The organism is Serratia sp. SM04, assembly GCF_040280225.1.
Taxonomy (GTDB): Bacteria; Pseudomonadota; Gammaproteobacteria; order Enterobacterales; family Enterobacteriaceae; genus Serratia; species Serratia sarumanii.
This window is the reverse complement of sequence record NZ_JBEOQT010000022.1, coordinates 143,946-155,944: the sequence shown is the minus strand read 5'-3', so window position 1 is coordinate 155,944 and position 11,999 is coordinate 143,946. Positions and strand designations below refer to the sequence as shown.

Sequence of the window (11,999 nt, the reverse complement as noted above, 5' to 3'; positions counted from 1 at the left end):
GCGTGAAAAAGCGCGGCGCGCAGGCGCGGCCGAGCCGACGGTAAACCGCCAGATTAAGGGATCTTTTGTCAATTTACGTCTGGGGGATGCAAACCTGTGTTTAGCGGGCCGGACGGCCCGCCTGGGTAAGCTGCGGCGTTACGCTTCTTCGTCGCCCGCTTCGTCGTCCTGCTCGTACTCCGCCAGCTCGTCGCGCATCGCCTGGATAGCGTCGCGGGTCATCAGCGCCAGCGTGCGGTAAAAACCGGTGGTGGCGTGTGCTTCCACTTTGCCGAGGAAGCGGCCGCACCACGGCAGCAGGAACTCGTCGAACAGGGCGATCTGCGCCTGCGCTTCATCTTCCTGCGATTGATCTTCCAGCCAGGACGCTGCCAGCAGCAGCTGGCCGAAATGATCGGCCGGCGCCTCCGCCAGCGGCATGCCGCGCTGCTGCAGGAAGGTGCGCACGTCCGCTTCGCTGGCGCCTTCGACGTAGTCGGAGCGGAACGGCGACACGCTGCACTCGCTGCCGACGAACATCGCGTTGAAATCGGTCGCCAGCTGGTTGACGTCGCAGCCCTGCTGCAGGCGTTTCAGCAGGTCATCCTGCTCCAGCGGCCAGTGCTGCTGCAGCTTGCCCTCTTTGATCAGCGCGAACAGCGGCACCAACAGCGGATCCTGCGGCTGACGGTAGAACAGCGTACCCAGCACGCGGCAGACAATGGAAAACTCATTCATGATAATGCCTTATACAATACGGAAAATTTTGCCGGGACGATGTCACAAATCGGCCAATTCCGCAATCGCCGGCTTGCCGCGCCGCTCGAGAAAGTCCAGCAACCGGCGCGGGCTGACGTTGAGAATACGCTCCTGCGGGAAGCCCACCTCTTCGATAATGCGCTCGCAGTGCTCAAAGTTACCCAGCGAAAAGGCGACGTGCGAATCCGAGCCCAGCGCCAGCCAGCCGCCGGCATCGCACACCGCGGCGGCGATCGCCCGGCAGTTGGCCTCGCTGCCCTTGCGGGAGTGGGTGAACGACGAGTTGTTCAGCTCCAGCGCCACCTCGTATTTTGCCGCCGCCGCCGCGACGGCGGGAATGTCGATCGGGTAGCGCGGGTTACCGGGGTGGCTGATGATATGCACGTCCCCCTGCGCCATCGCGGCGATCATCGCTTCAGTATTGGACGCTTTATCCTGCGGCGCAAACACCGGCTCATGGAAACCGGCGATGATGATGTCGGTGGCGGTCAACATCGGGCCGGTGCAGTCGATGTCGCCCTGCAGGTTTTTGATGTTGGCTTCGATGCCGCGCAAAATGCCCACGCCGTTCACCAGGCGCGGCCACACGTGCATGTTCATAAAGTGCCAGTAGTGCGGCGCATCGGCCATGTCCGGGCCGTGATCGGTGATGGCGAACAGCTTGATGCCCTTCTGCTGGGCTTCGGCGATGTAATCGTGCAGCGTGCTGTAAGCGTGGGTGCTGGCGACGGTGTGCATATGCAAATCAACGGGGTACATTGTTTCTCCTTCCAGAGGGCCGCCCGCAAAGGCACGGGCAGGCGCGATGACGATAACAGCTTATCAGCTACCGAACGGCGGCAGAAGGATCAGTACCCCCGTTGCCTGTCGACCACGCCGGCCGGGGCATGCCCCGCCTCCAGCGCGCGGATGTTGGCGGCGATCTGATCCATCGCCTGCTGCGGCAACGTGATGGCAGCAATATGCGGGGTAATGGTGACACGCGGATGACGCCAGAACGGGTGATCCTGCGGCAGCGGCTCGCGGGCGAACACGTCCAGCGTGGCGGCGGCCAGTTGCCCCTGCTCCAGCGCCGCCAGCAGATCGGCTTCCACCAGGTGCGCGCCGCGCGCGATGTTGATGAGATAGGCACCCGAACTCAGCTGCGCGAACAGCTCGCGGTTGAGAATACCGACGGTCTCCGGCGTATTGGGCAGCAGGTTGATCAGCAATTTGACGCCGTCGAGGAAGGCAGCGCGCTGCGCCTCTCCGGCGAAGCTTTGCACGCCATCGATCTGTTTGGCGCTGCGGCTCCAGCAGCGCACGCTGAAGCCAAACTCGGTCAGCTTGCGCGCCACGCTCTGCCCCAGCACGCCGGCGCCGAGGATGCCGATGGTGAAATCATCCAGCGAGTGCGGATCGAGCGGCTGCCACTCCTGCCGCTGCTGCAGCGCCTGATACTCGTCGAAACGGCGGAAATAGCGCAGCACATAGCTCAGCGCGTATTCCTGCATCTGCTGCGCCATGCCGGTATCCTCCAGCCGCAGCAGCGGCACGCCGGCAGGCAGCGTGCCGGGGTGTTTGCGCTCCTGATCGAGGATCGCGTCAACGCCGGCGCCGAGGGCGAACACCGCTTTCAGATCGCGGCGGTTGGCCAGCATCTCGTGCGGCGGGCGCCACACCAGCGCGTAATCGGCCGGCCGTTCGTCGCCGCGCTGCCACTCGCGGACCTCGGCCTGCGGCAGGCGTTGCTTGATGCCGGCCAGCCATTCCTGGGCGTTAAACAAGGGGTGGTAATAAATGATGTTCATACTGCGGGCTCCCGTTTGTTTTTATTGGTTTACCTCCAGCCTTCCGCGATTCGCCGCCGGATGCAAGCGTTAAAGCCCAAAATAAAAACAGCCCCGACCAGTGGGGCTGTTGTGCATGTTAGCCAATCAGGCGGCAGACGGGCCGTCGCGCCGGATAAGGCGCCGCAGCAGCGGAATGAGAATCAGCATCGCCACGCCGACGCCCGTCGCCCCCCAGCCCAGCGCGCTGAAGATTTCGCTGTAGCCGGGGTTGGTCTGCAGCGGCGTGCTGCCGCTGTTTTCCGGCATCAGGCCGGAGACGTAGCCCGCCAGCACCGAGGCGACGCCGGTCACCATCATCCAGCAGCCCATCATCACGCCCTGATAGCGCGGCGGCGCCAACTTGCCGATCATGGCGTAACCGATCGGCGAGATCATCAATTCACCGACGCTTTGCAGCACATAGCTGATGACGATCCATTTAAACGCCACCAGCCCATCGCCGCCCGCCATGCTGATGCCCAGCGGCAGCACCAGCATGCCGAGCCCGATACAGAACAGCGATCCGGAGAACTGCAGCGGAATGTCGATGTTGCAACCGCGAGCGCGCAAGCGGTTGAACCACCAGGCCAGCAGCGGGCCGCCCACCACGATCACCAGCGTGTTGATGTTCTGGATCCACTGCGGCGCCACCTGAATGCCGTAAACGTTCAGGTTGATGTTGTGCTCGGAGAACAGCATCAGCCCCATCGGCGCCAGTTGGTACAACGCCCAGAACACCAGCGAGCCCAGCGCCAGGATCAGATAGGCCGCCATTCTGCGGCGCTCATCGCGCGGATGGTGGCGCAGCGTCACCACGCACAGCATCAGGAAGATCAGCGCGCCGAGCACGATCACGAAGTGGCCGCTGAACTCGGCGTGGGTCAGCATCACGCGGATGATCGGCACCAGCGCCACCAGCACCGCCAGCCCGACCAGCATGCGCCAACGGTATTGGCTGCGGCTGGCGTCGCGCAGCGGCGTATTGAGATCCGCCAGAATGCGCCAGCGGCAGACGGCGACGACGATCGCCGCCGCGTTGCCCAGCGTGGCGAACAGGAACAGCGCGCGGTAGTTTTCCGTCAGTTGGAAATACCCGGCGACGGTAAAGCCGACGAAGAACCCGAGGTTCATACCGGCGTAGTTCCACAGGAACGCCGATTCGCGCCGATCATCGTCCGGCTTGAAACGCTGGGTGAGCATCATATTGATGCAGGTAACGTTGAGGCCGCTGCCGGTCAGGAACATCGCCAGCCCCCAGTACAGCCCCCACACGCCCGCGACGGCAATCAGCGCGCAGCCGATCACCTGCAGCACCATGCCGAGCACGAACAGATTGCGGTTACTGAGGAATCGGCCGCCGAGGTAACCGCCGAACATGTGCAGGCCATAGTTGAAGGCGCCGAACACGCCCATCATGGCGTTGGCGCTGCTTTCGTTGAAACCCAATCGCTTGGTGGCGTACAGCACCAGCGTGGAGTAGAGCACGGCGAAGCCCAGCGTGGCGAAGATTTGGATGAAGAACAGCGCCCCCGCACCGGGGGGAATGGCATGGCGCGCTTGCGGCGCCGGTATGGCATCTGAAGGAGTCACAACGAACCTCTACTGCATTATTATGTAATGAGTCTGTCCCTGTCTGCGATATCGCCGGCCTGTCACCCGGCAATCTGCGCGGCGACGTGATGTTCCTTGCCAAAAACGCCGCGCCGACATGATTCCATTTAGCGACACATCTGACTAATAATCCAGTATTAATGCATATAACAGCAAACAACCCAACCTCAATGGCGATATATTGAGCTATCTGCACAGAAAAAGGTCAAGCGATCGTCTTTCATGGATTCTTACCGCTGCCAGCCCTGCCCGCTGGCGGCCGCGAGTGGGAATATCGTTCGGTAAATCAGCAAATTGCTGCAAGTTTGGCTAAACAGTCATGAGAATGAAATAAGAGGGTTGACGCTGAGATCAGATTCTCCTACATTAGCGCCCGTCGACAGCGCAAAGCGTTTTCGACAACAAAACGGTGAGGTGTCTGAGTGGCTGAAGGAGCACGCCTGGAAAGTGTGTATACGCGAAAGTGTATCGAGGGTTCGAACCCCTCTCTCACCGCCAAATTCAAAGAGAAAGCCTGGATTCGCGTCCAGGCTTTTTTATTTGCATGGCGCACCGCCGAGAGGGGCGAGAAGCCTCGACAGGGTTCGACAAAACGCCTGCGTTTTGGACCGCCAACGGCGGCCCGCAGGGTGAGCGCAGCGAATCAAGCCCTCTCTCACCGCCAAATTCAAAGAGAAAGCCTGGATTCGCGTCCAGGCTTTTTTATTTGCATGGCGCACCGCCGAGAGGGGGGCACTGCGCATCTCCCCCCGCTCTGTGACCGCGATTCTCATTTCCGCCGGTTATCCACGAACCTTACCGCTGATTTTCTCGCCTATTCATGACATCTGCCCTGCCGTTCGCCGCAGTTTTCAGCAAAGTGCGCACGGCTTGAGCGGACGAACAAAAACACTGAAATTATTCTTGACCGGATCGGCCCCACTCCCTATAGTAGCGCCCCGTTGCAGCGATGATTTCGCAACAAAAAAATATGGTGAGGTGTCCGAGTGGCTGAAGGAGCACGCCTGGAAAGTGTGTATACGCGAAAGTGTATCGAGGGTTCGAATCCCTCCCTCACCGCCATATTCTAACGAGAAAGCCTGAACTCACGTTCAGGCTTTTTTGTATGCATAGCGCACCGGCCGGGAGGGTGAGAACCCTCGACTGGGTTCGACAAAACGCCTGCGTTTTGGACCGCCAACGGCGGCCCGCAGGGTGAGCGCAGCGAATCTATCCCTCCTTCCACATAGACAAAAAAGCCCGAACGCAAATTCAGGCTTTTTTATCCCCACTGCCCAACCGCTCAGTGATGCGTGCGCCCCATAGACGCCGGCTGCGCCAACGCGCGGCGCCAGTCGCCCGGCGTTTGGCCGAACTGGCGTTTGAAGCTGCGGTTGAACGACTGCTGTGAGTCGAAGCCGAGCGAAATCGCCACGCTGACGATAGGCTCGCCGCTGTTGGCCAGGCGCTCCGCCGAGACTTTCAGTTTTTGCATGCGGATATACTCCCCCAGCGCGTAGCCGGTCTGGCGTTTGAACATGCGCTGCAGGTGCCATTTGGAATAGCCCGCGCGATCCGCCACGGTGTTGATATCCAGTTTCTCTTCCAGATTGTTGTCGATCCACGCCTTCAAATCGGTAATAAAGCCCGTAGTGTTCATGCTGATGCTCCCATCATTTGGCAGGGTTCCCCTCTGCCCGATGCACATACGTTGCAACAGTTTCGCTTTAAATGCAATTTTTATTATTGCACTTACCAGAAAGCCGCCACTATACTCCACCCAATTAATGTAACCGATATTGATACATTAATGTGACACCAATGTGTTTCAAAACCTAACGTTGCGCCGCTGCATGGCGCAGCCGCCCCCTCACCGCACGCCGGCGCGGGGCGAATCCCGGAGAACAGGGCCGGGTATGGGGCCTGACCGCACTTACTCATCGGAATAAAAATAATGGCAAATCAACCAAACTCATCGTTCAACGCCAGCGGCCGCACACGCGCCGTCGCTCTGGGCCAGCGGCTCTCCGGGGTGGCGCTGCTGGCCGCCCTGCTCGCCGGGTGCGACAACAGCGTCGCGCACAACGCCCCGCCACCGCCGCCGGTGGTCAGCGCCGCCAGCGTGGTGGTCAAACCGATCAGCCAGTGGGATGCCTTCAACGGCCGGGTCGAAGCGGTGCAGAGCGTGCAGCTGCGCCCACGGGTCTCCGGCTACATCGAACGGGTCAACTACACCGAAGGCGACGAGGTGAAAAAAGGCCAGGTGCTGTTCACCATCGACGATCGTACCTACCGTGCCGCGCGCGAACAGGCGCAGGCCGAGCTGGTGCGGGCTCGCAACCAGGCCGCCCTGGCGCGCAGCGAATCCTCGCGCACCGAGAAACTGATCGGCACTCAGGCCATCTCTCAGGAAGTCTGGGAACAGCGCCGGTCATCCGCCGCGCAGGCGCAAAGCAACGTGCTGGCGGCGCAGGCCCAGCTCGATATGGCGCAGCTGAACCTCGACTTTACCCGCGTTACCGCGCCGATTGACGGGCGCGCCAGCCGCGCGATGATCACCGCCGGCAACCTGGTCACCGCCGGCGACAGCGCCAGCGTGCTGACGACGCTGGTGTCGCTCGACAAGGTCTACGTCTATTTCGATGTGGATGAAGCCACCTTCCTGCGCTATCAGCAGCAGGGCCGCCACGACGCGCGCCTGCCGGTGAAGGTCGGCCTGGTAGGCGAAGACGGCACCCCGCATCAGGGGCTGGTGGATTTTACCGATAACCAGCTGAACGCCGGAACCGGCACCATCCGCATGCGCGCCCTGCTCGACAACCGCGATCGCCGCTTCACGCCGGGGCTGTTCGCCCGGGTACAGATGCCCGGCAGCGCCGAGTTCAACGCCATGCTGATCGACGATAAAGCGGTGATGACCGACCAGAACCGCAAGTTCGTTTACATCGTCGATAAAGACGGCAAGGCGCAGCGCCGCGACATCGACGTGGGCCGCATGGCCGAAGGATTGCGCATCGTGCAGAAAGGGTTGGCAAACGGCGATCGGGTGATCGTCGACGGCATGCAGAAAGTATTTATGCCGGGCATGCCGGTCGACGCGAAAACCGTCGCCATGAACCCTATCGCCTCCGCACTTAACTAAGCTCCCAGCAGAGACTTCTGACCCATGGACTTTTCCCGCTTTTTCATCGACCGACCGATCTTTGCCGCGGTGCTGTCGATACTGATTTTTGTCGCCGGGGTGATAGCCATCCCGCTGCTGCCGATCAGCGAGTACCCGGACGTGGTGCCGCCCAGCGTGCAGGTGCGCGCAGAATACCCGGGCGCCAACCCGAAAGAGATCGCTGAAACAGTGGCCACGCCGCTGGAAGAAGCGATCAACGGCGTCGAAAACATGATGTACATGAAATCGGTCGCCGGTTCCGACGGCGTGCTGGTGACCACCGTCACCTTCCGCCCGGGCACCGATCCCGATCAGGCCCAGGTGCAGGTGCAAAACCGCGTGGCGCAGGCCGAAGCGCGCCTGCCGGAAGACGTGCGCCGCCAGGGCATCACCACTCAGAAACAGTCCCCAGCGCTGACGCTGGTGGTGCATCTGGTCTCGCCTTCCGGCAAGTACGATTCGCTGTACCTGCGCAACTACGCCACCCTGAAGGTCAAGGATGAGCTGGCCCGCCTGCCGGGCGTCGGCCAGGTGCAGATCTTCGGCGCCGGTGAGTATGCGATGCGCATCTGGCTCGATCCGAACAAGGTCGCCGCGCGTGGGCTGACCGCCTCCGACGTGGTGAGCGCCATGCAGGAGCAAAACGTGCAGGTCTCCGCCGGCCAGCTCGGCGCGGAGCCGATGCCGACGCGCAGCGACTATCTGCTGTCGATCAATGCCCAGGGTCGCCTGCAAACCGAAGAAGAGTTCGGCAACATCATCCTCAAGAGCGGCGACAACGGCGAGATCGTGCGGCTGCGCGACGTGGCACGCATCGAAATGGGCTCCGGCAGCTACGCGCTGCGCGCCCAGCTCAATAACAAGGATGCGGTCGGTATCGGTATCTTCCAGTCGCCGGGCGCCAACGCCATCGAGCTGTCGGACGCGGTGCGCGGCAAGATGGCCGAGCTGGCGACCCGCTTCCCGGACGGCATGAGCTGGAAATCGCCTTACGATCCGACGGTGTTCGTGCGCGATTCGATCCGCGCGGTGGTGGATACGCTGCTGGAAGCGGTGATCCTGGTGGTGCTGGTGGTCATACTGTTCCTGCAGACCTGGCGCGCCTCGATCATCCCGCTGCTGGCGGTTCCGATCTCCGTGGTCGGCACTTTCGCCGCGCTGTATCTGCTGGGCTTCTCGCTCAATACCCTCAGCCTGTTCGGGCTGGTGCTGGCGATCGGCATCGTGGTGGATGACGCCATCGTGGTGGTGGAAAACGTCGAGCGTAATATCGAAGAGGGGCTGTCGCCGCTGGCGGCGGCGCACCAGGCGATGCGCGAGGTCTCCGGCCCGATCATCGCCATCGCAGTGGTGCTGTGTGCGGTGTTCGTGCCGATGGCGTTCCTCTCCGGCGTTACCGGGCAGTTCTATAAGCAGTTCGCCGTCACCATCGCCATCTCGACGGTGATCTCCGCCATCAACTCGCTGACCCTGTCGCCGGCGCTGGCGGCGCGGCTGCTGAAACCGCACGGCGCGCCGAAAGACCTGCCGTCGCGCCTGATCGACCGGCTGTTCGGCTGGCTGTTCCGGCCGTTCAACCGCTTCTTCGCCAGCAGTTCGCAACGCTACCAGCGCGGCGTCTCCCGCGTGCTGGGCCGGCGCGGCGCGGTGTTTGTCGTCTACCTGCTGCTGCTGGCCGCCGCCGGGGTGATGTTCAAGACCGTGCCTGGCGGCTTTATCCCGACGCAGGACAAGCTGTACCTGATCGGCGGCGTGAAAATGCCGGAAGGCGCCTCGCTGGAACGCACCGATGCGGTGATCCGCAAGATGAGCGCCATCGGCCTGAGCGTGGACGGCGTCACCGATGCGGTGGCCTTCCCCGGCCTGAACGCGCTGCAGTTCACCAATACGCCGAATACCGGCACGGTGTTCTTCGCGCTGGAGTCGTTGAGCACCCGTACCCGCACCGCGGCGCAGATCAACGCCGAGATCAACGCGCGCATTTCACAGATCCAGGAAGGCTTCGCCTTCTCAATCATGCCGCCGCCGATCCTCGGTATCGGCCAGGGCTCCGGCTATTCGCTGTACGTGCAGGATCGTGCCGGGCTGGGCTACGGCGCGTTGCAAACGGCGATCAACACCATGTCCGGTGCCATTATGCAAACGCCGGGGATGGGGTTCCCGATCTCCTCATATCAGGCCAACGTGCCGCAGCTGGACGCCAAAATCGATCGCGACAAGGCCAAGGCGCAGGGGGTGCCGCTCAATGCGCTGTTCAGCACGCTGCAGACCTACCTCGGTTCGTCTTACATCAACGACTTCAACCGCTATGGCCGCACCTGGAAGGTGATGGCGCAGGCAGACGGCCAGTTCCGCGACAGCGTGGAAGACATCGCCAACCTGCGCACCCGCAACGACAAGGGTGAAATGGTGCCGATCGGCAGCATGGTCAACATCGGCACTACCTACGGCCCGGATCCGGTGATCCGCTATAACGGCTTCCCGGCGGCGGATCTGATCGGCGACGCCGATCCGCGCGTGCTTTCCTCTACCCAGGCGATGGGCGCGCTGACGCAGATGGCCGGCAAGGTGCTGCCGAACGGCATGAACATTCAGTGGACCGATCTGAGCTATCAGCAATCGACCCAGGGCAACGCCGCGCTGGTGGTGTTCCCGGTGGCGGTGCTGCTGGCGTTCCTCGCGCTGGCGGCGCTGTACGAAAGCTGGACGCTGCCGCTGGCGGTGATCCTGATCGTGCCGATGACCATGCTGTCGGCGCTGTTCGGCGTGTGGCTTACCGGCGGCGACAACAACGTGTTCGTGCAGGTCGGGCTGGTCGTTCTGATGGGGCTGGCCTGCAAGAACGCCATTCTGATCGTCGAGTTCGCCCGTGAGCTGGAAATGCAGGGCAAAGGCATCGTCGAGGCGGCGCTGGAGGCCTGTCGCCTGCGGTTGCGGCCGATCGTGATGACCTCCATCGCCTTCATCGCCGGCACCATCCCGCTGATCCTCGGCCACGGCGCCGGCGCCGAGGTGCGCGGCGTCACCGGCATCACGGTGTTCTCCGGCATGTTGGGGGTCACCCTGTTCGGGCTGTTCCTGACGCCGGTGTTCTACGTCACGCTGCGGCGCCTGGTGGCGCGCAAAGCGCAGCCGCAGACCGTCTGAACGCAGCGTTAAAATGCAAAAAGGTCGGGCATTGCCCGACCTTTTTTTATGCATGCGAACCGCGATTATTTGTCGGCGGTTTCAGCCTCTTGCGCGGCGGCGTACTCCGCGCAGGCACGCTTGTCGCCCCGCTCCAGTTCGGCCAGCGAATCGGCCACGGTATGGCGCGCCAGCACCGCAAGCGAAGCCTGTTCGGCTTCGTTCACCACCGATTTGAAATACCAGCAGGCGTTGGCGCTCACCAGGCAACGGGCCGGCACTTCAGGACGGGAAGCCCAGATGCGCTTGTCGTCGATCACCGCCAGATAGATGTCCCGCAGGGTGATCTCTTCCGCCGGGCGGCCGAGGTGGATAGAGCCGTTGCGGCCCAGGGTGGAAACGATGATGCCGTCTTTGGTCAGCGGCACCATCAGTTTGCGGATAAAGCTGGGGTTGGCTTCCAGAGCGGCGGCAAGGGTGGCGCTCGTCGAACGCATGCCCTGCTTCTCAGCTACGGCGACGCTAAGGACCATTTGCAACGCTGTCGGAAAGCGAAAATCTAACATGTCGTTATCTCTGCGAGACGAAATACTCGGGTTTGGCCGGTGTGGCGATTGGCGCCGATAACACCGCTTAATTGCACAATAATATAACAAACGCGGGGGCTTTTTTGAAGTTTTGCCCAGTGATATCGCACGCAGACATTAGAACGATCGCAAATTGTTGGGCGGGCAGAAAACAGAAACCCGCGTCAATGTTAACGCCGCTCGCTTAACCGGGTTAAACGATCAGAACTAACACTGCCCGCGGGCTTAATTCGAATGTGGAGATCAGGCTCTGTTCAGCACCAGTTGGCCGTTTTTATCCAAAGGGATTTGCGTGCCCGGATCGTGATCCATGCGGATCTTGCCCTGCTGATTGCCGATCTTGTAGGTCACGTCATAGCCCAGCATTTTCTGAGACTTGTCATAGACCGTTTTGCAACGCTGCTGCACGCTGGTGGTGACGTCATTATTCTGCATCGCCCCTTGCACCTGGTTACCGGCATAGCCGCCGCCCAGCGCGCCGACCACGGTCGCCACGTCGCGCCCGCGGCCGCCGCCGAACTGGTGGCCGATCACGCCGCCCGCCACTGCGCCCAGCACAGAACCGGCGATGCGGTTTTCATCCTGCACCGGCGCACGGTGCGTAACGGTGACGTTGCGGCATTCCTGACGCGGCGTTTTGATGGTTTCTTTAATCGGCGTTGCGGCGAGCACCTGCGCATATTGCGGACCGGCAGAAAAGACGTCCAGGCTGGCTACCGCGGCAATCCCCAGAGCGGCAGCGATACCAATCCCAACACCGGCTAACATTGACTTGTTCACAGGAAACCTCCTGAAAGTGTTACCACGCATTTTTTCCGGGGTCTGTTACCGGCATGGCACCGCGCTTATTATTTTGCGCGTGGGCGGCTTGCGGTATCCCGGTTTACGGCGTGCGCGACGCGCCGTCTGTAAACGAGGTAAAGTCTGCACAATGATCTGAAGCCCCGCAATAAGACAAGGGGACCAAAAATGCGGGAAAACGGC

At 61.8% G+C, this 11,999-nt stretch carries 9 protein-coding genes and 2 tRNA genes; 4 read left to right on the top strand and 7 right to left on the bottom strand.

The window, feature by feature from the left end; all coding sequences use genetic code 11:
• Positions 1-138 precede the first annotated feature (138 nt).
• The 4 genes from ABTW55_RS21370 to ABTW55_RS21355 all read right to left on the bottom strand — a co-directional run bounded on the left by ABTW55_RS21370 (position 139) and on the right by ABTW55_RS21355 (position 4,121).
• Positions 139-717 carry a molecular chaperone gene (locus ABTW55_RS21370; protein ID WP_033646428.1) on the bottom strand — a complete coding sequence of 193 codons (579 nt, stop codon included), beginning with the start codon at positions 715-717 and terminating at the stop codon, positions 139-141.
• 42 nt (positions 718-759) lie between these two features.
• Positions 760-1,497: a phosphatase gene (locus tag ABTW55_RS21365; protein ID WP_060420620.1), complete on the bottom strand. Its 738-nt coding sequence runs from the start codon at positions 1,495-1,497 to the stop codon at positions 760-762.
• An 89-nt stretch (positions 1,498-1,586) separates the two neighbouring features.
• On the bottom strand, positions 1,587-2,528 hold the full coding sequence (gene ghrA / locus ABTW55_RS21360) for a glyoxylate/hydroxypyruvate reductase GhrA (protein WP_041034668.1): 942 nt from the start codon (positions 2,526-2,528) through the stop codon (positions 1,587-1,589).
• 126 nt (positions 2,529-2,654) lie between these two features.
• Positions 2,655-4,121 (bottom strand): peptide MFS transporter, encoded by a 1,467-nt coding sequence (locus tag ABTW55_RS21355; RefSeq protein ID WP_039567114.1) that lies wholly within the window; start codon positions 4,119-4,121, stop codon positions 2,655-2,657.
• A 447-nt stretch (positions 4,122-4,568) separates the two neighbouring features.
• Between ABTW55_RS21355 and ABTW55_RS21350 the strand changes: the two genes are divergently transcribed.
• Positions 4,569-4,658: transfer RNA gene (locus ABTW55_RS21350), tRNA-Ser, on the top strand.
• A 474-nt stretch (positions 4,659-5,132) separates the two neighbouring features.
• Positions 5,133-5,222: transfer RNA gene (locus ABTW55_RS21345), tRNA-Ser, on the top strand.
• 220 nt (positions 5,223-5,442) lie between these two features.
• Here the strand turns inward: ABTW55_RS21345 and ABTW55_RS21340 are convergent.
• Positions 5,443-5,799 (bottom strand): helix-turn-helix domain-containing protein, encoded by a 357-nt coding sequence (locus ABTW55_RS21340; RefSeq protein ID WP_004928813.1) that lies wholly within the window; start codon positions 5,797-5,799, stop codon positions 5,443-5,445.
• A 294-nt stretch (positions 5,800-6,093) separates the two neighbouring features.
• Here ABTW55_RS21340 and sdeA point away from each other — a divergent pair, with 294 nt between their 5' ends.
• Both sdeA and sdeB read left to right on the top strand, forming a co-directional pair.
• Complete coding sequence (gene sdeA / locus ABTW55_RS21335; RefSeq protein ID WP_060420617.1) at positions 6,094-7,281, top strand: multidrug efflux RND transporter periplasmic adaptor subunit SdeA; 1,188 nt, start codon at positions 6,094-6,096, stop codon at positions 7,279-7,281.
• 24 nt (positions 7,282-7,305) lie between these two features.
• Positions 7,306-10,449, top strand: a complete 3,144-nt coding sequence (gene sdeB / locus ABTW55_RS21330; RefSeq protein WP_060420614.1) for a multidrug efflux RND transporter permease subunit SdeB — start codon at positions 7,306-7,308, stop codon at positions 10,447-10,449.
• Positions 10,450-10,514: 65 nt separating this feature from the next.
• Here sdeB and ABTW55_RS21325 read toward each other — a convergent pair whose 3' ends face one another.
• Entirely contained in the window at positions 10,515-10,994 is a 480-nt protein-coding gene (locus tag ABTW55_RS21325) for an Rrf2 family transcriptional regulator (protein ID WP_025302433.1), read from the bottom strand.
• Positions 10,995-11,258: 264 nt separating this feature from the next.
• Positions 11,259-11,795, bottom strand: a complete 537-nt coding sequence (locus ABTW55_RS21320; RefSeq protein WP_004928798.1) for a glycine zipper 2TM domain-containing protein — start codon at positions 11,793-11,795, stop codon at positions 11,259-11,261.
• Positions 11,796-11,999: the final 204 nt, after the last annotated feature.